Source organism: Massilia sp. BSC265 (assembly GCF_000740675.1).
In the GTDB taxonomy this organism is placed as follows: Bacteria; Pseudomonadota; Gammaproteobacteria; order Burkholderiales; family Burkholderiaceae_D; genus Telluria.
Map to the genome: position 1 here is coordinate 77,646 of NZ_JPXI01000018.1, position 19,169 is coordinate 96,814.

15 protein-coding genes are annotated in these 19,169 nt (G+C 66.7%); 11 read left to right on the plus strand and 4 right to left on the minus strand.

Going from position 1 to position 19,169, the window contains the following annotated elements:
- The 4 genes from MA09_RS02820 to crtB are packed head-to-tail and all read left to right on the plus strand — an operon-like array spanning position 1 to position 5,024.
- Positions 1-1,308, plus strand: a complete 1,308-nt coding sequence (locus MA09_RS02820; protein WP_036245224.1) for a glycosyltransferase — start codon at positions 1-3, stop codon at positions 1,306-1,308.
- A 4-nt stretch (positions 1,309-1,312) separates the two neighbouring features.
- Entirely contained in the window at positions 1,313-2,491 is a 1,179-nt protein-coding gene (gene crtY / locus MA09_RS02825; protein WP_036245226.1) for a lycopene beta-cyclase CrtY, read from the plus strand.
- Complete coding sequence (locus tag MA09_RS02830; protein ID WP_051933108.1) at positions 2,488-4,053, plus strand: phytoene desaturase; 1,566 nt, start codon at positions 2,488-2,490, stop codon at positions 4,051-4,053. The genes crtY and MA09_RS02830 overlap by 4 nt, the downstream gene beginning before the upstream one ends.
- Positions 4,050-5,024 carry a 15-cis-phytoene synthase CrtB gene (crtB, locus tag MA09_RS02835; RefSeq protein WP_036245229.1) on the plus strand — a complete coding sequence of 325 codons (975 nt, stop codon included), beginning with the start codon at positions 4,050-4,052 and terminating at the stop codon, positions 5,022-5,024. Before MA09_RS02830 ends, crtB begins: the two co-directional genes overlap by 4 nt.
- Here crtB and MA09_RS23975 read toward each other — a convergent pair.
- A complete protein-coding gene (locus tag MA09_RS23975; RefSeq protein WP_081897383.1) occupies positions 4,927-5,454 on the minus strand; it encodes a sterol desaturase family protein in 528 nt (175 codons plus the stop codon). The two genes, crtB and MA09_RS23975, sit on opposite strands and share 98 nt — an antisense overlap.
- A 128-nt stretch (positions 5,455-5,582) precedes the next feature.
- Here MA09_RS23975 and MA09_RS02840 point away from each other — a divergent pair, with 128 nt between their 5' ends.
- The 4 genes from MA09_RS02840 to MA09_RS02855 all read left to right on the plus strand — a co-directional run bounded on the left by MA09_RS02840 (position 5,583) and on the right by MA09_RS02855 (position 11,387).
- On the plus strand, positions 5,583-6,023 hold the full coding sequence (locus tag MA09_RS02840) for a DUF2141 domain-containing protein (protein WP_051933109.1): 441 nt from the start codon (positions 5,583-5,585) through the stop codon (positions 6,021-6,023).
- Between the two features lie 237 nt (positions 6,024-6,260).
- Complete coding sequence (locus MA09_RS02845) at positions 6,261-7,748, plus strand: sodium:alanine symporter family protein (RefSeq protein WP_051933110.1); 1,488 nt, start codon at positions 6,261-6,263, stop codon at positions 7,746-7,748.
- Between the two features lie 204 nt (positions 7,749-7,952).
- Positions 7,953-9,170: a Na+/H+ antiporter NhaA gene (nhaA, locus tag MA09_RS02850; protein ID WP_036245233.1), complete on the plus strand. Its 1,218-nt coding sequence runs from the start codon at positions 7,953-7,955 to the stop codon at positions 9,168-9,170.
- Positions 9,171-9,293: 123 nt separating this feature from the next.
- Positions 9,294-11,387 (plus strand): catalase, encoded by a 2,094-nt coding sequence (locus MA09_RS02855; RefSeq protein WP_036245235.1) that lies wholly within the window; start codon positions 9,294-9,296, stop codon positions 11,385-11,387.
- 106 nt (positions 11,388-11,493) lie between these two features.
- Here the strand turns inward: MA09_RS02855 and MA09_RS02860 are convergent, their stop codons facing one another.
- The 3 genes from MA09_RS02860 to MA09_RS02870 all read right to left on the minus strand — a co-directional run bounded on the left by MA09_RS02860 (position 11,494) and on the right by MA09_RS02870 (position 15,974).
- Positions 11,494-14,208, minus strand: coding sequence for a PEP/pyruvate-binding domain-containing protein (locus MA09_RS02860; protein WP_161783188.1), 2,715 nt, complete (start codon positions 14,206-14,208; stop codon positions 11,494-11,496).
- 121 nt (positions 14,209-14,329) lie between these two features.
- A complete protein-coding gene (locus MA09_RS02865) occupies positions 14,330-15,001 on the minus strand; it encodes a class I SAM-dependent methyltransferase (RefSeq protein WP_036245240.1) in 672 nt (223 codons plus the stop codon).
- A gap of 34 nt (positions 15,002-15,035) precedes the next feature.
- Positions 15,036-15,974 (minus strand): CysB family HTH-type transcriptional regulator, encoded by a 939-nt coding sequence (locus tag MA09_RS02870; RefSeq protein ID WP_036245242.1) that lies wholly within the window; start codon positions 15,972-15,974, stop codon positions 15,036-15,038.
- Positions 15,975-16,165: 191 nt separating this feature from the next.
- Between MA09_RS02870 and MA09_RS02875 the strand changes: the two genes are divergently transcribed.
- The 3 genes from MA09_RS02875 to MA09_RS02885 are packed head-to-tail and all read left to right on the plus strand — an operon-like array spanning position 16,166 to position 19,140.
- Positions 16,166-17,854, plus strand: a complete 1,689-nt coding sequence (locus MA09_RS02875) for a nitrite/sulfite reductase (RefSeq protein ID WP_036245245.1) — start codon at positions 16,166-16,168, stop codon at positions 17,852-17,854.
- On the plus strand, positions 17,847-18,410 hold the full coding sequence (locus tag MA09_RS02880) for a DUF934 domain-containing protein (protein WP_036245247.1): 564 nt from the start codon (positions 17,847-17,849) through the stop codon (positions 18,408-18,410). Before MA09_RS02875 ends, MA09_RS02880 begins: the two co-directional genes overlap by 8 nt.
- A gap of 13 nt (positions 18,411-18,423) precedes the next feature.
- A complete protein-coding gene (locus tag MA09_RS02885) occupies positions 18,424-19,140 on the plus strand; it encodes a phosphoadenylyl-sulfate reductase (protein WP_036245248.1) in 717 nt (238 codons plus the stop codon).
- Positions 19,141-19,169: the final 29 nt, after the last annotated feature.

Sequence of the window (19,169 nt, forward strand, 5' to 3'; positions counted from 1 at the left end):
ATGGCGCACTTCGGGGTCGTCGCACCCGCGTTCTACAGCCATTTCAGCGCCCTGGGCGCGCTAGCCGGCGAACTGGTCGAGCGCGGCCACCGCGTCACCTTCATGCACCGGCCCGATGCGAGCGCCTACGTCAGCGATCCGCGCGCCGGCTTCCACGCAGTGGGCGCGAGCACCCATCCCCCCGGTTCACTGGCGGCCGTACTGCAGCGTGCCGCGAATCCCGGCGGTCCGCTCGGCCTGCGCCGCGTCATCCTCGACATGGCGGGCAGCACCGACATGCTGTGCCGCGAACTGCCGCGCGCCATCGACGCCCTCGGGGTCGACGCCATCATCGCCGACCAGATGGAAGCAGCCGGCGCACTGGTCGCCGAAGGGCTCGGACTGCCCTTCGTTTCGGTGGCCTGCGCACTGCCGGTGAACCGCGAACCGGGCATCCCGCTGCCCGTCATGCCATTCGACTACGCCGAGGACGAGCGTGCGCGCGCCATCTACGAAGGCAGCACCCGCGTCTACGACTGGATGATGGCGCCGCACCGGCGCAGCATCGCGGCCAATGCGCGCCGCTTCGGTTTGAAGCCGCGCGATGGCCTGCACGAATGCCTGTCGCCGCTGGCCCAGGTCAGCCAGACCGTGGCCGCCTTCGACTTCCCGCGCCGCGCGCTGCCGCCTCACTTCCACCACGTCGGTCCGCTGCGCCCCACCGGCAGGCGCGCCGGCAGCCCGGCCCGGCAGGCCATGCCCGCGATCGCGGCCGACCGTCCCTTCGTGTTCGCCTCCCTCGGCACCATGCAGGGCGGGCGCCTGGCGCTGTTCAAACGAGTTGCTCATGCCTGCCGCGCGCTCGACGTTCAGCTGCTGGTTGCCCATTGCGGTGGCCTGGATGCCCATCAAGAGCGCCTGCTGGAACAGGCCGGCGCCACCTGGGTCTGCGACTTCGCCGACCAGCAGGCGGTCCTGGCGCGCGCCGACGCGGTGGTCTCGCACGCGGGGTCGAATACGGTGATGGATGCGATCGCCGCCCGCACGCCGATCCTGGCCCTGCCGATCGCCTTCGACCAGCCGGGCACCGCGGCGCGCGTGGTCCATGCGGGCATCGGACTGAAGGCTTCCGCGCGCTTTACCGGCAGCGCGCGCCTGGCGCGGCTGCTGGGTCGCCTGCTCGCCGAGGACCACTTTGCCGCGCGCCTTGACGCGCTGGCCCGCAGCGTGGCCGGCGCCGGCGGCACGGTGCGCGCGGCCGACATCATCGAGGCGGCGCTGCGGGACGCGCGTCAGCCGCTCGCCATGGACGCCGCCTCCCTTGGATAAGCCCATGGCCTCCAATGTCGACTACGACCTGGTGCTGGCCGGCGGCGGACTCGCCAACGGCCTGCTGGCCTGGCACCTGCGCAGCCTGCGCCCGGAGCTGCGCGTCCTGCTGCTCGAGGCAGGCGAGCACATCGGCGGCAACCACACCTGGTCCTTCCACGACAGCGACCTGAGCCCGGACCAAGGGGCCTGGATCGCCCCGCTCGTCACGCGGCGCTGGCCGCGCTACGACGTCGCCTTCCCCGAGCTGGCGCGCACGCTCGAAGGCGGCTACGCCAGCATTGCCTCAAGCGATTTCGCACGCGTGATCGAGCCGGCGCTCGGCGCCGCCCTGCTCACCCGCGTGCGCATCGACGCCGTCACGCCGACCAGCGTGCGCCTGCCGGGTGGCCAGGTCATCCAGGCGCGCGCCGTGATCGACGGGCGCGGCATGCGCCCGACCGAGCGGCTCTCGCTCGGCTACCAGACCTTCCTCGGCCAGGAGCTGCGCCTGGCCGCGCCGCACGGCCTGACCCACCCGACCATCATGGACGCCACCGTCGAACAGCAGGGCGGCTACCGCTTCGTCTACCTGCTGCCTTTCGGCCCGGACCGGGTGCTGGTCGAGGACACCCATTACGTCGACAGCGCCGCCTGGCAGCCGCAGCAGCTGCGCGCCAACATCGCGGCTTATGCCGAGGCGCGTGGCTGGCAAGTGGCGGAGGTGCTGCGCGAGGAACACGGCTCGCTGCCGATCGTGCTGGCCGGCGACTTCGACGCCTTCTGGGACGACCTGGCCGGCCAGCCCAGCAGCGGCCTGCGCGCCGGCCTGTTCCATCCGACCACCGGCTATTCGCTGCCGCATGCGGTGCGCCTGGCCGAGCGCATCGCGGCCCTGCCCGACCTTGGCGCGCCGCAGCTGTTCGCGGCGATCCGCGAGGAAGCGCGGCGCGAATGGCAAGGCCAGCGCTTCTTCCGCCTGCTCAACCGGATGCTCTTCCTCGCCGGCCGCCCCGAGCAGCGCTGGCGCGTGATGCAGCGCTTCTATCGCCTGCCGGCACCCTTGATCGCGCGCTTCTATGCCGGTCGGCCGCGCCTGGCGGACAAGGCGCGGTTACTCAGCGGCAAACCGCCGGTGCCGGTGGCGCAAGCCCTGGCAGCGGCATGCAAGATCCACCCCGACCAGATCAGGAAACCAGCATGAACGAGCATAAATGCGAGCAGGCGCGCGACCGCATCGAAGGAGGAAAACAGGCCGTGGTGATCGGCGCCGGCTTCGGGGGCCTCGCGCTCGCCATCCGGCTGCAGGCCAGCGGCATGCAGGTCACGCTGCTCGAAAAACGCGACAAGCCGGGCGGCCGCGCCTATGTCTACGAGGACGAAGGTTTCGTCTTCGACGCCGGCCCGACCGTCATTACCGATCCCTCCTGCATCGAGGAGCTGTTCACGGTCGCCGGCAAGCGCATGACCGACTACGTCGAACTGATGCCGGTGACGCCCTTCTACCGCCTGTGCTGGGAAGACGGCAGCCACTTCGATTACGCCAACGACCAGGAGTCGCTCGACCGCCAGATCCACGCGCGCAATCCTGCCGACGTGGAAGGCTACCGCCGCTTCCTGGCCTATTCGAAGGCCGTGTTCGACGAGGGCTACCTGAAGCTCGGCGCCGTACCTTTCCTGTCCTTCCGCGACATGATCGCCGCCGGCCCGCAGCTGGCGCGGCTGCAGGCCTGGCGCAGCGTGTACGGCATGGTGGCGCGCTTCATCCAGGACGAGCACCTGCGCCAGGCCTTTTCCTTCCACTCGCTGCTGGTGGGCGGCAATCCCTTCGCCACCAGCTCGATCTACACGCTCATCCACGCACTGGAACGGCAATGGGGCGTATGGTTCCCGCGCGGCGGCACCGGCGCCCTGGTGCGCGCCATGGTGCGCCTGTTCCAGGACATCGGCGGGCGCATCGAGCTGAACGCCCCGGTGGCGCAGATCGAAGCGTCGGGCAATCGCGTGACCGGGGTGCGGGTGGAAGACGGCCGCCTGTTCGGCGCCGACGCGGTCGCCTCGAATGCCGACGTGGTGCACACCTATGCCAAGCTGCTCGGCCAGCACCCGCGCGGCGCGGCGCAAGGCGAAGCCCTGCGCAGGAAGCGCTTCAGCAATTCGCTGTTCGTGCTCTACTTCGGGCTCGACAAGCACCACGACCAGCTCCAGCACCACACGGTCTGCTTCGGTCCGCGCTACCGCGAGCTGATCAAGGACATCTTCCAGGGCCAGCAGCTGGCCGAGGACTTCTCGCTCTACCTGCACGCGCCCTGCGTGACCGACCCGTCCCTGGCCCCGCCCGGCTGCGGCAGCCACTACGTGCTGGCGCCTGTGCCGCACCTGGGCAATGCGCCGATCGACTGGTCGACCGAGGGTCCCCGTTACCGCGACCGGATTCTCGACTACCTCGAGCAGCGCTACATGCCGGGCCTGCGCAGCCAGCTCGTCACCAGCCGCTTCTTCACGCCGGTGGACTTCCGCGACCAGCTCAATGCCCACCTCGGCTCGGCCTTCTCGCTCGAGCCGATCCTGACCCAGAGCGCCTGGTTCCGCCCGCACAACCGCGACAGCCAGCTGGCCAACCTCTACCTGGTCGGCGCCGGCACCCACCCCGGCGCCGGCGTACCGGGCGTGATCGGCTCGGCCAAGGCGACCGCCGGGCTGATGATCGGCGAAGCCGCGCAGTCCAGCATCGTCATGCCAGCCGTGCAGGAGCTGCGGGCATGAGCGAAGCATTGATGGACCATGCCACCCGCACCATCGAGGTCGGGTCCAAGAGCTTCGCCGCCGCGGCGCGCCTGTTCGACCCGGCGACCCGGCGCAGCGTGCTGATGCTGTACGCCTGGTGCCGCCATTGCGATGACGTCGTCGATGGCCAGGAGCTCGGTTTCAATGTCGCCGCCAGCGCGCCGCATGATGCGGCCGCCAAGCTGGCCGTGCTGGCAGACCAGACCCGGCGCGCCTACCTTGGGGAGCCGATGCGAGACCCGGCCTTCGCGGCCTTCCAGGAAGTGGCGCTGCGCCACCGCATCGACCCGCGCTTCGCGCTCGACCACCTGGCCGGCTTCGCCATGGACGTGCAGGAGACGCACTACGAAACCATCGAGGATACCCTGCGCTACTGCTACCACGTGGCCGGCGTGGTCGGGCTGATGATGGCCTCGATCATGGGCGCCCATGATCCGCGCGTGCTGGACCGCGCCTGCGACCTGGGCCTCGCCTTCCAGCTGACCAACATCGCGCGCGACATCGTCGAGGATGCCCGCATGGGCCGCTGCTACCTGCCGGCGCAGTGGCTGCGCGAAGCGGGCATCCCGCCCTCTGCGCTGGCCGAACCGCGCCACCGCGCGCAACTGGCGCAAGTGGCGGCACGGCTGGTGGACCATGCTGAACCCTACTATGACTCGGCCAGCGAAGGCATCGCCGCCCTGCCCCTGCGCTCGGCCTGGGCGATCGCCAGCGCGCGCAACGTCTACCGGCAGATCGGCATCGAGGTGAAGCGGCGCGGGCCGCACGCCTGGGACGAGCGCGCCGGCACGACCAAGGCGACGAAGCTGTGGCTGCTGGCAAAGGGCGCCGGAAGCGCCATTGGCTCGCGCTTCAGTGATCCTGCGGTACGGACGCGTCCTGCGGCGCTGTGGCAGCGTCCTGGCGCCGCGGTGGACGTCCCCCGTGCTGCGCATGCAAGGCCTGCTTGAGCTTATGGACCGGCGGCGCATACAGGAAGCCGAAGGAGACCGCGCCATCCTTGCCCTCGACCGCATGGTGCATGCGGTGGGCCTGGTACAGGCGCTTGAGGTAGCCGCTGCGCGGCGTGTAGCGGAAGGGCCAGCGCTGGTGCACCAGGCCGTCGTGGGCGACGAAGTACAAGGCGCCGTAGGCGGTCATGCCGGCGCCGATCCACTGCAGCGGCCAGGCGCCTTCGGTACCGAACCAGATCAGTGCGATCGCCACGCCCGCGAACACCACCGCGTACAGGTCGTTCTTCTCGAACCACCCCGTGCGCGGTTCGTGGTGCGAGCGGTGCCAGCCCCAGCCGAAACCATGCATCACATACTTGTGCGCGACGATGGAAAACACTTCCATCAGCACGACGGTGAGCACGACGATGAGGGCGTTGAGCAGCATGGTGCGATCAGGTTCGAAAAGATATGTCGAGCCTACCACAGGCCCGGGCCCGCGCAAATGACAAACGTCCCCGCTGCGGTTCAGCGACGGTACAAGCAAACCCACCCACGATCAACGAAAGGACCTCCATGCGTCACCTGCTCCGCGCCCTGCTTTCCGCCGCACCTGCGGCCGTGCTCGCCTGTACCCTGCTGCCGGCGGCATTGCCCTCTTCCGCCGCCACCGTCGAGGTGCGGGTCACGAACGTCGCCGGCGGCAAGGGCAAGGTCAACGTCGCCGTATGCGACCGCGAGCGCTTCCTCAAGCAGTGCGCCTACAGCGCCTCGGTGCCGGCCCAGGCCGGCGAGACCGTGGTCAGCCTGAAGGACATCCCGGCCGGCACCTGGGCGGTGCTGGCCTACCAGGACGAAAACGCGAACGGCCAACTGGACCGCAATTTCATCGGCATCCCCAAGGAAAACTACGGCTTCAGCCGCGATGCCGCCAGCCGTTTCGGCCCGCCAGGCTTCGACGACGCGGCCATCGAAGTGCGGGACGGGACGACAGTCGCACCGATCCGGCTGCATTGACGGCCACCGGCTGGCGCACCGAAAGCGTGCCTGCTTGCCCTGCAGCGCTGCCTGCCGGCGCGTGGAGCGCACGATTCCGAGGCATGGCGGGCGCAGCCGAAAATAACGATAGGAATCGGTTAACTCTTCATGTATCTTTGCTATCCACGAGAGGCCGGGCAGCGTTTCCGGCCGTGTCCATAACACGAAGACGGGCCCACAAAGCCCGTATCTCCTTGCTACGGGGAAAAAAAGCACATGAATGAGTTGGTCAACACCCTTAACGAATACGTCTGGAGCACGGCGCTGATCGCGCTATGCCTGGGCGCCGGCCTGTATTTCTCGATCCGGTCCCGCTTCCTGCAGCTGCGCCACGTGCGGGAAATGAGCCGCCTGCTGATGGAAGGGAAAAGCTCCGACCAGGGTGTCTCGTCCTTCCAGGCCCTGACCATGACGCTGGCCGGACGCGTCGGCACCGGCAACATCGCCGGCGTCGCCACCGCCATCACCTTCGGCGGGCCCGGCGCGGTGTTCTGGATGTGGATGGTGGCCTTCCTCGGCGCCAGCTCGGCCTTCGTCGAGTCCACCCTCGGCCAGGTTTACAAGGAATCGATCAACAAGCAATACCGCGGCGGTCCCGCCTTCTACATCGAGAAGGGACTGGGCATGAAGTGGTACGCGGTGATCTTCGCGCTGGTGACCATTGTCGCCACCGGCCTGCTGCTGCCGGGCGTGCAGGCCAACGCGATCGCCGAGAGCCTGAAGACCGCCGCCGGCGTCGAGACCACCACCACGGGCGCGCTGCTGGCAATCGCGCTGGCCTTCATCATCTTCGGCGGCGTCAAGCGCATCGCCAGTTTCGCCGAGTTCGTGGTTCCCTTCATGGCGCTCGGCTACATCGTGGTCGCCTGCATCGTCGTCGTCCTGCACATCGGCCAGCTGCCGGAGGTGGTCTCGCTGATCTTCAGCTCGGCCTTCGGCGCCGACGCCGCCTTCGGCGCCATCCTCGGCATGGCGATCCAGTGGGGCGTCAAGCGCGGCGTGTACTCGAACGAAGCAGGCCAGGGCACCGGCCCGCATGCTTCCTCCGCCGCGGAAGTCAGCCACCCCGCCAAGCAGGGCCTGGTACAGGGTTTCTCGGTGTACGTCGACACGCTGTTCGTGTGCTCGGCCACCGCGTTCATGCTCCTCATTACCGGCCAGTACAACGTGCAGGCGCCGGACGGCTCCCCCATGTTCACCGGCATCCAGGGCGTGGCGGCCGGTCCGGGCTATGTGCAGACCGCGCTGGAGAACATCCTGCCCGGCTTCGGCGCGCTGTTCGTCGCCATCGCCCTGGTGTTCTTCGCCTTCACCACGATCGTGGCCTACTACTACATCGCCGAAACCAATATCGCCTATATCAACCGCAGCACCGGCCGTCCCTGGATGGCCTTCCTGCTCAAGCTCGGGATCATCGGCGCGACCTTCTACGGCACCATCCGCACCGCCGACGCGGCCTGGGCGCTGGGCGACCTGGGCGTGGGCCTGATGGCCTGGCTGAACATTATCGCGATCCTGTTGATGCGTAACGTGGCCTTCAAGTGCCTGCGCGACTACGAAGCCCAGAAAGCCCAGGGCAAGGACCCGGTCTTCGATCCGGTGGCGCTGGGCATCAAGAATGCCGACTACTGGGTACAGCGCGCAAGCCAGGCCCAGCAGGGCAAGGCGACCGGCGGCACGGTAGCGACCGAAACCACCGGCTAAGCCCCCGTCTCGAGCGGCCGCGCCCCGTACGCTGCGGCCGCTTGCCATTTCTGCTATACTTGCCTGCGGGTGTTCGTACCAATTCCGGTACGGCAGGATGCGCGATGGTCGGGCCGCCACGCGGCTTATTCGCGACCATATGAACAGCAGCCATTCCGCCGTCCCAGCTCCCGCAGTCCCAAGCCTCCGCGCACGGAGGACCGCATGATCCGCATCGAGCGCCCTCTCTCCCAGACTTTCAAGGAATTCACCGAATCGAGCAAGGCCGGCGGCATCATCCTGATCCTGTGCACGCTGGTCTCGCTCGGCGTCGCCAATTCGACCTTCGGCCCGGCCTACATCGGCTTCTGGCACCAGTACGTGGCGGGACTGAGCATCGAGCACTGGGTCAACGATGCCCTGATGGCCATCTTCTTCCTGCTGATCGGCCTCGAGCTCGAGCGCGAGCTGTACAACGGCGAGCTGTCCGACCTCAGGAACGCGATGCTGCCGATGCTGGCCGCCGCGGGCGGCATCGCGGTGCCGGCCCTGATCCACTTCGGCCTGAACGGCGGCACCGCCACCCAGGCCGGCGTCGGCATCCCGATGGCAACCGATATCGCCTTCGCGCTCGGCGTGCTGGCCCTGCTCGGCAGCCGGGTGCCGGCCTCGTTGAAAATCTTCCTGACGGCGCTGGCCGTGATGGACGACCTCGGGGCGATCATCGTCATCGCCCTGTTCTACACCACCGACCTGTCCTTCCTCTACCTGCTGGGCGCGCTGGCCGTGTTCGCCGGCCTGATGACGATGAACCGCGTGCTGCGTGTGATGGCGCTGCTGCCCTATTTGGTGGGCGGCGCGCTGATGTGGTTCCTGATGCTCAAGTCAGGCGTGCACGCAACCATCGCCGGCGTGCTGCTGGCCTTCGCGATTCCGTACTCGAGCAAGGAAGACGATGCCAAATCGCCCTCGCACCGACTCGAGCACATCCTGCACAAGCCGGTGACCTTCCTGATCCTGCCCATCTTCGCGCTGGCGAACACCGGCATCATCATCGGCGCCGGCTGGACCACGGAACTGCTGAGCGCGAACAGCCTGGGCATCATCCTCGGCCTGGTCGCCGGCAAGCCGGTCGGCATCTTCCTGTTCAGCTTTGCCGCGGTGTCGCTCGGCTTGTGCCGCCTGCCGCTGGACCTGGCCTGGCGCCACATCCTGGGCGCCGGCCTGCTGGGCGGAATCGGCTTCACGATGTCGATCTTCATCACCAACCTGGCTTTCGTGGGCGCCAACGAGACCATCAACGCCTCCAAGATGGCGATCCTGGTGGCCTCGCTGGTGGCGGGCGTCGCCGGCTTCGTCTGGCTGAAGCTGCTGGGCGCGCCGCTGGCCACGGATACCGACACCAACACCCTGGACTTCGAAGCGCCCGACACGGCGCGCTGATCGCGGAGCAGCCGGCCCGGCGCGTCGAACCGCGCCGGCCGCGGGGCATGACTAGCAAGCAAGTGCATGACGGACATGGCCCAGCCATGTCCACTCCCTTTCTGGACACCAAGGAGCCAATTCATGAACGACACCAAAGCAAGTCCGCGACAGCCATCCGCAGCCCATGCCGAGACCGGCCAGGGAGGCGAACTGCACCAGCGCGCCGGCGGCAGCCACCCGCCACTCACGACCAACCAGGGCGTCCCGATCGCCGACAACCAGAATTCCCTGAGACCGGCCGGTGCGCGCGGGCCGACCTTGCTGGAAGATTTCGTCTTCCGCGAAAAGATGATGCACTTCGATCACGAGCGCATCCCGGAGCGCATCGTCCACGCGCGCGGCGCCGGCGCGCATGGCTATTTCGAACTGACCCGCTCGCTGGGCGACTACACGATGGCGCGCGTGCTGAGCGAAGTCGGGGTGCGCACCCCTGTCTTCGTCCGCCTGTCCACGGTGGTGGGCGGCCGTGGTTCGATCGACACCCCGCGCGACGTGCGCGGCTTCGCGGTGAAGTTCTACACCCAGGAAGGCAACTGGGACCTGGTCGGCAACAACATCCCGGTGTTCTTCATCCAGGACGCCATGAAATTCCCGGACCTGGTGCACTCCGTGAAGATGGAGCCGGACCGGGGTTATCCGCAGGCGACCGCCGCCCACGATACCTTCTGGGATTTCATCTCGCTCACGCCCGAGTCGATGCACATGATCATGTGGGCCATGTCGGACCGCACCATCCCGCGCTCGCTGCGGATGATGGAAGGTTTTGGCGTGCACAGTTTCCGGCTGGTCAACGACAAGGGAGAATCCACCTTCGTCAAGTTCCATTGGCGTCCCAAGCTGGGAATGCAGTCCCACATCTGGGACGAAGCCGTCAAGGTCGCCGGCGCCGACCAGGATTATCACCGGCGCGACCTGTACGAAGCGATCGAGGCCGGCAAGTTCCCGGAGTGGGAGCTGGCGGTCCAGCTGTTCACCCAGGAACAGGCCGACACCTTCCCCTTCGACCACCTCGACGCAACCAAGCTGATCCCGGAAGAACTGGTGCCGCTGACCGTGGTCGGTCGCATGGTGCTCGACAGGAATCCGGATAACTTCTTCGCCGAGACCGAGCAGGTCGCCTACTGCCCCGCCAACGTCGTGCCCGGCATCGACTTCAGCAACGATCCACTGCTGCAAGGCCGCCTGTTCTCCTATCTCGACACGCAGATCCTGCGTCACAACTCACCCAACTTCCACCAGCTGCCGATCAATGCGCCGAAGTGCCCGTTCGCCAACCACCAGCGGGACGGCCACATGCAGATGCGGGTGCCCAAGGGCCGCGTCAGCTATGAACCGAGCTCGCTCGATCCGACTTCGCCGCGCGAAGACCCGGTGCGCGGTTTCCGCAGCCATGCCACGCCGGCGGACACCGGCAACAAGGGTCGGATTCGCCCCGAAAGCTTCGCCGACCATTACAGCCAGGCGCGCCAGTTCTACATCAGCCAGACCGACCTCGAGCAGGCCCACCTGGCCTCGGCCCTGGTGTTCGAGTTGTCCAAGGTCGAGCACGTCCATATTCGCGAAGCCATGGTCGGCCACCTGCGCCATATCGACGGATCGCTGGCCGAACGGGTGGCCGACGGGCTCGGCATGACCGAGCTGCCGCCGGCGCCCCCGACTGCCGCGCCGGTCCGGGAGCTGCCGCCTTCGCCCGCCCTCCAGCTGATCGGCAAGATGACCGGTTCGCCGGAAGGACGCAGCATCGGCATCCTGTTTTCGGACGGTTCCGACGCCGCCACCATCACGGCGCTGCGCGACGCTGCCGAGGCGGCGGGCGTGAAGGTCAAGCTGGTGGCGCCCAAGGTGGGCGGCGCACGCCTGAGCGACGGCAGCTGGCTGGCGGCCGACGGCCAGCTGTCCGGCACGCCGTCGGTGCTGGTCGATGCGGTGGCGCTGGTGTTGACCGAGGAAGGAACGAAGAAGCTGGCGGGCGAATCCGCGGCGATCGACTTCGTGCGCGACGCCTACGGCCACCTGAAGGCCATCGCACACGACAGCGGCGCGGCGGGGCTGCTGCAGGTCGCCGGCGTGAAGGCCGACGACGGCATCATGCCCGCATCAAGCGCCCGCGACTTCGTGGCGGCGGCCGGCAAGCGGCTGTGGACACGCGAGCCCTCGGTGCGCATGCTGCCCTGAGCCGGATGTCCGACGCTGCCAATGGCGCCCGCGCTCGGCTGCAATCCCGAGCGTGGGCGCCCGTGTAGCAGCAGTGTCCGATACCACGCAGTTTCTCCGGCGGCCTTCAGACCGCTTCGATGATCGACACCGTGCCGTGTTCGCCGTCGACCTCCACCAGCATGCCGTCGCGCAGATGCGCAAACACGTCGTCGATGCCTGCCACGCAGGGTTTGTTCAACTCGCGTGCCACCAGCGCGCCATGTTGCAGCACGCCGCCAACCTCGAGAATGATGGCGCCCGCGCTGACGAAGAGCGGCGTCCAGCCCGGATCCGTCGTGTGCGCCACCAGAATGTCGCCCGGTGCCACCTCCTTTTCATGCGCCGTACGCAGGCATTTCACGCGCCCCCGCACGATGCCGGCAGATATCCCAAACCCGCTCAGCCGGCCTGCCTGGCCCGCGCACGGAGGAGCACGCAGGATGCGGCCGCGCGAGTCGATCAGCGCCGGGAAGCGCGTGACCTGGCGTGCCAGCAGGTCGAGAAAGCTGCTGCGCTCCCGGCGGCGGTCCCGCAAGCATGCGTCTGCGCCGTGTGTGCCCGCTTCCAGGTCGGCATAGGACAGTCCGAAGATGTCGTCTGCGCGGTCCAGCCGGCCCGCTGCCGCCAGTTCGGCGCCCGTCGCCAGGGCGTGTTCGCGAATGCGCTGGCGTGCAAGCAGGTTGAAGTACTTGGGCGTGTCGCGCGTACCGGCAAACAGGCTGCTCGTCGCATACAGGCGCTTCAGCAGCAGGCGCCGTACCGGCCCAAAGCGCTGGAGCAGCTGACGGTATGCCTCTTCCCGCTGTGTTGCCAGCTGCCGGTGCGCGGCTTCGGGATCGTGTTCGGGGGCTGCCCCCGTCATGAAAGACAGCTGGCGCAGCAGCATGGCCGGATCGTCCCGGTAGCTCGGGTTAGCCAAATCCATCTCGCCGGGGCCGCGGCATCCATAGGTCTCCATGAAGCGATCCCACGCGGTCAGGAATGCATCGGGCACCTCGCGACGTCGGATGCGCTGCGCCAGCAGGCCGGGATCCTTGAAGTCGGTGGACGGCAGCATCCGTGCCAGGCGGAACATCGCGATCCCCATCTCGACCACCAGGTTGCCGCTGGTGCCCTGCGTCAGCTTCCCGACCAGCTCCTTCTCGATGACGCAGTCCTTGCGCGCGAGGCGGGCCAGGGCGCCGGATGCGCCCAAACCCGCGATCATCGCGGGCATGGCGGTATCGATGACGGACTCCACCATGAATGTGCCGAGCTGCCGTTGCAGCGCGGGCAGTGTCGTGTCGTCGCCTACCGGCTCCGCGAGGGCGGCGATAAGCTCGCGCTCGCGTGCGCGGTACCGGCGATGGGCGTATTCCGGAGCGACGAATGCCTGCAGGCTGCGCCACATCGAGCGCCTTAATTTCCACACAATGCGCGGCAGAACGCGCATCAGCGGCAGCCACGAGGGCCGGGCCGGCGAACGGTAGTGTGCGATATCGATCGTCGCCAGCGTACGGCCGAGCAATTCGTCCGTCGGTGCATTGCTCCGTGCGAGCTGCCGGGGTGTCGCCAGCCACAGGATCCGCGACAGGTTCAGGTACATGCGGCCGCCATTGATGCATAGCCATCCATCGGCGCGGTCGAGCGGAAAGTCGATGTCCCCGGCAAAATGGCGCACCAGCGAGGCGATGCTGTGCCTCAGCCAGTCCTGCCCCAGCGGCGAAAGCGGAGCGTTGGTCGTGACGCCCTTGGCCAGGGAGATGTCCATGTACAGCGTGCGGGGCGCGCCCGGCTGCGACATCATGTCGGCAGCAAGAGGTACCCAGGTGGTCACGGGACGGGCTTGCAGCAGTTGCAGGGTGCCGGAGGCGTAGGCGAATTCCACGTCGACGGGCCTGCCGAACAAGGCCTCGATACGCACGAGCGCATCCGATAGCGCATGCAGCTGCGCGGGCCGCAGGCAGGCTTCGCCGCCACGGCGTTCTGCACGTTGCCGGGTTCCGCCTTCGGGCGCCAGTACGCTGCTGGTTTTTTTGCTACCCAACATACTTCCGAGCATGCGCCCGCTGGCCTTGTCCACGATGAACTGATCGGGCACGATCCGTCCATCGACAACAGCGTCCCCCAGCCCCCAGCTGGCGCTGACCAGCGCCTCGTCATGGTCGTTCGTCAAGGGATTGATCGAGAAGCCAACCCCGGACACATCGCTATCCACCTGCTGCTGGACGATGACGGCAATGGCTGGCGCAAACACCGGCAGACCGCACGCAGCCTTGTAGGCAAACACGGGAAGATCCAGGCAGGATGCGAAACATGCACGGATAGCCTGCCCGATGTCCTGTCCCGGCACACCCAGGCAGCTGCGGTAGATGCCCGCGAACGATGCCGTATCGAGGTCTTCCTCCGGCGAGGATGAGCGCACGGCGAAGCGCGCTTCGCCATCCCGGGCTGCGTGTCTGCGCATCAGCCCGTCGAGCACGCGCGCCTGCGCAGGCGTCCAGGCGAGCGTTTCCAATGCAGCCTGCAGTTCGGCGCAATGCGCCGGCCAGTCGTCCTGCGCGGCACGGATGAGCGCATTCCAGGCCGGCATGCCGTCGAGTTGCGCGATCCATGGCGCGAAGAACCCGGTCGTCAGGACCTGCGCGGCAGGTACCTGGAATCCGGCGCAGGCCAGCAGGTGGAGGGAATACGCCTTGCCTCCGGCCACATGACGGGGGACCGGATGAGTGCCGCCGATCTGGAGCACACATGCATCCCCCGCTTCCAGTCCCGACCTTGCCCTGGCCGCTTGGCCCGCCCGCTCCATCTGCGCATCCATGCTGCCTCGCATAGCTTTGTATTTTAACAATATAGCAGGCACGGGATGGGTTGCATAGCGGCATCGCCACAGTCCCTGCCGGAGGCTTTGGCGACTGGAGGCCTGCCCATCCCTGCGGGCATCACTTCAGGCGGCAGGTCAGCGCCCAGCAGCTGTCCCAGCGGCCGATCTTGATCTCGCGGACCGCCGTGCCGAGGCGCTTGCGCAGCGCGCTGTCGGTCGGGTAGTTCTTGGGCAGCTCGTGGCGATGGCCTTCCGCGTCGACGAACTGGGCCCAGGTATTGCCCTGCAGGTCGGTGCGCGCGATCGTCGGACTCGCGCCTTCGACGTATTCGTCGTCGATCAGCACCAGGAGCGCATTGGCGCCGACACGGGCGCGCAGGCCGGCAATGAAGGCGTCCTGCTCCTCCTTCCTGAAATGCGACCACAGGAAGCCTGCGAATACCGCGGTGAATTTTCCGAGGTCGGTCGGAAGGTTCAAGGCATCGACCACGCGGTACTGCACGTTCTCCAGCCCTTCCCCGTGCTCGCGCGCCACGTTCAGCATCGCTTCGCTGATGTCGGTCGCCAGCACCGATTGCGCCGTCTCCGCGATCACGTCGGTCCAATATCCGGTGCCGCAGCCCAGCTCCAGCACGGCATGGCCGCGCATCAGCTCCGCGACCTGCTCGGCGACGTCGTCGAGGTCGTCCTGGCGGTCTTCGTCGGTCTCGTCGTGGAACTGGGCGTCGTAGTGGTCCGCAATCGCGGTGTAGAAGTCGGCGACAGCGTTCTTGCCAAGTTCGTTGCTCATGGTGTTTCCTTAATACTTTTACAGTTCGTCGCAGTTAAAGTTCGTAATTCTCGCCGCCGCGCATGGCGGACTCGACCATCTTGCGGTTGAGCGTCGGGGCGAGCAGTTCGATGAAGGTGTAGATGTAGCTGCGCAGGTAGGCGCCCTGCTTGATGGCCACCCGCGACGTGTTCATGCCGAACAGGTGGCCGACGGGAATCGCGCGCAGGTTGCGGTCGCGTTCCGGGTCGAAGGCCATGCCGGCGATGATGCCGACACCCATGCCCAGCTCGACATAGGTCTTGATGACGTCGGCGTCGATCGCTTCCAGCAGCACGTCCGGCTTCAGGTTGCGCAGGCCGAAGGCATGGTCGATCTTGCTGCGGCCGGCAAAGGCGGCGTCGTAGGTGATGACCGGGTAGCCGGCGATCTCCTCCAGCGACACCGCCTTCGAGCGCAGCAGCGGGTGCTCGAGCGGCACCACCAGCACGTGCTCCCACTGGTAGCACGGCAGCGTGATCAGCCCCTCGATGGCGGCGATCGATTCGGTGGCGATGGCAAGGTCGGCCTGGTCATTCTTCACCATGTCGGCGATCTGCCTGGGATTCCCTTGAAGCAAGGACAAGCGCACCTTCGGGAACTTCTGCATGAAGGCCTGGACCACCTTGGGCAGCATGTAGCGCGCCTGGGTGTGGGTGGTGGCGATGGTGAAGCTGCCGCTGTCGTGGGCCGCGTATTCCTTGCCGATGCGCTTGAGGCTGTCGATCTCCTGCATGATCAGCTCGACGGACTGCAGGACCAGCCGGCCGGGCTCGGTCAGCCCGCGGATGCGCTTGCCATGGCGTGTAAAAATGTCAACGCCGAGCTCTTCCTCGAGCTCGATGATCGCTTTCGACACCCCCGGCTGGGAGGTAAACAGCGCCTTGGCCGCATCGGTCAAGTTGTAATTCTGGCGCACGGCTTCGCGCACGAAGCGCAGCTGGTGAAGGTTCATTGTGGTGGTCGGTTTTCTTGTCTTGGTCTTGTTAAAGCGTCAGCAGACGACATTTTAAGATGCTTATTCAAGTTACGCATATAAGCAAATGAAATCTCCGTAGTTTGGAATATAAGCACCCATCCGTACACTTGGCCATACATTTAACGGGTGGACAATGTTTGTCGGGTCTGCCCTCACTGGACGAGACCATGTACCGCTACGACCACTACGACCATCTCATCGTGCGCGAACGCATCGCGCAGTACCGCAGCCAGGTAGAACGCCGCCTGAACGATGAGCTGACCGAAGAAGAATTCATCCCCTTGCGCCTACAGAACGGCCTGTACATGCAGCGCCACGCCTACATGCTGCGCGTGGCCGTGCCCTATGGCCTGCTGGCATCGAAGCAGATGCGCATGTTTGCTCATATTGCCCGTAAGTACGATCGTGGTTACGGCCATTTCACCACCCGTCAGAACATCCAGTACAACTGGATCGAGCTCGAGCAAACGCCGCAGATCCTGGAGGACCTGGCCTCGGTCGAGATGCACGCCATCCAGACTTCGGGCAACTGCATCCGCAACATCACCACCGACGAATTCGCCGGCGTGGCCGCCGACGAGATCATCGATCCGCGCCCGTTCGCCGAAATCCTGCGCCAGTGGAGCACCTTCCACCCCGAGTTCATCGCTCTGCCGCGCAAGTTCAAGGTCGCGATCAACGGCGCCGTCGAAGACCGCGCCGCGATCGCCATCCACGACATCGGCCTGACCCTGGTGCGTAACGACGCCGGCGAAGTCGGCTTCAAGTTCATGGCCGGCGGCGGCATGGGCCGTACCCCGATCCTGGGCTCGGTCATCCGCGAATTCCTGCCGTGGCAGCACCTGCTGACCTACACCGAAGCCGTGATGCGCGTGTACAACCAGCACGGCCGCCGCGACAACAAGTACAAGGCCCGCATCAAGATCCTGCTGAAGGCCGTCGGCGTGGAAGAATTCACCCGCCAGGTCGAAGCCGAATGGGCCGACCTGAAGGACGGTCCGGAAACCCTGACCCAGGAAGAATTCGACCGCGTCGCCCAGTGGTTCCAGCCGCCCGCCTACGCGAAGCTGGATGACATCGACCCGACTGCTGCCCACCCCGACAACCGCGCCTTCGCCAACTGGGTCAACCGCAACGTCAAGCCGCACAAGGTGCCGGGCTACGCCGCCGTGGTGCTGTCGCTCAAGAAGACCGGCGTGCCGCCGGGCGACGCGACCGCCGAGCAGATGGACTTCGTGGCCGACCTGGCCGACAAGTACAGCTTCGGCGAACTGCGCGTGACCCACGAGCAGAACCTGGTGCTGGCCGACGTCGAACAGTCGAAGCTGTTCGAGCTGTGGCAGCTGGCCAAGGCCAAGGGCCTGGCGACGCCGAACATCGGCCTGCTGACCGACATCATCTCGTGCCCGGGCGGCGACTTCTGCTCGCTGGCGAATGCCAAGTCGATCCCGATCGCGGCGGCGATTGCCGAGCGTTTCGACAACCTCGACTTCCAGCACGACATCGGCGACATCGAACTGAACATCTCGGGCTGCATCAACGCCTGCGGCCACCACCACGTGGGCGCCATCGGCATCCTCGGCGTCGACAAGGACGGCAGCGAGTGGTACCAGGTGTCGATCGGCGGCGCGCAGGGCAACCATGCAAGCATCGGCAAGATCATCGGCCCGTCCTTCTCGGCGGTGCAGATGCCGGAAGTCATCCAGCGCCTGCTCGACGTCTACGTGCGCGAGCGTTACGAAGGCGAACGTTTCGTCGACACCGTGCAGCGCCTCGGCATCGCGCCGTTCAAGGAACATGTCTATGCCACGCCGATCGCGGCGGGCGAACTGGTTGGGGAAGACCACTATGCCTAATTTCGTCCTGCACAAGCAGATCATCAAACATCGCGAAGTGGTCGAGGACGACTGGAGCGTGCTGCGCCTCGCCGAAGGCGAAACGCCCGAGGCCGTCGAGGTCCCGGAAGGCAAGTTCATCGTGCCGCTCCCCGTGTGGCAGGCGCAGCGCGAGAGCCTCTCGCAGCGCGCCGAGATCGGCGTCTGGCTGGCGCCGGACGAGCAGGCAGCCGCCATCAAGGAAGACCTGCAGCGCCTCAAGGTGGTCGCCGTCGACTTCCCGAAGTTCTCGGACGGCCGCGGCTACTCGACCGCCTTCAACCTGCGCAAGCGCCTCGGCTACAATGGCGAGCTGCGTGCCATCGGCGACGTGCTGCGCGACCAGCTGTGGCCCATGTCGCGCGTCGGCTTCGATGCCTTCGCCACCCGCCAGGACCGCAGCATCCACGACGCCCTCAAGGGCCTGACCGTGTTCTCGGAAACCTACCAGGCTTCGGTCGACCAGCCGCTGCCGCTGTTCCGCCGTGCGCCGCGTGGTACGCCGCCGGAACTGACGGACGTCGGCGCCGGCATCTAAAAAAGGAAGCACCATGAGCGACCTGCACCATCGCGTCGAAGAAACCCAGGCCATCCTGGCGCGCATTGCCCGCGACTACTCGCCCGCCGTGTTCGCGTCGAGCCTGGCCGCCGAGGACATGGTCCTGACCGACCTGATCCTGAAGGCGCAACTGCCGATCGGGATCTTCTCGCTCGAGACCGGCCGCCTGCACGCCGAAACCCTGGACATGCTGAACCGCGTGCGCGAGACCTACGGCGTCGAGATCGCCCTGTTCCGCCCGCAGCCGGAGGCGGTCGAGGCCTACGTGGCGCAGAACGGCCTGAACGCCTTCTACGACAGCGTCGAGATGCGCAAGGAGTGCTGCCGCGTGCGCAAGGTCGAGCCCCTCGGCCGCGCGCTCCAGGGCAAGCAGGCCTGGATCACCGGCCAGCGCCGCGCCCAGTCGACCACGCGTGCCGAACTGGCGGTGCAGGAGGACGACGCCGCGCACGGCATGCAGAAGTTCAATCCACTGGCCGACTGGTCCGAGGAAAACGTGTGGGACTACCTGCGCGCCAATAAAGTGCCCTACAACGCCCTGCACGACCGCGGCTACCCGTCGATCGGCTGCGAACCCTGCACCCGCGCGATCCAGCCGGGCGAGGACGTGCGCGCCGGCCGGTGGTGGTGGGAAAACCCCGAATCGAAGGAATGCGGCCTGCACCTGGTCGACGGCAAACTCATTCGCATCAAATCCGTGGCCGCGTAAGCAGGTCACACCATCAGCCAATAAGCAGG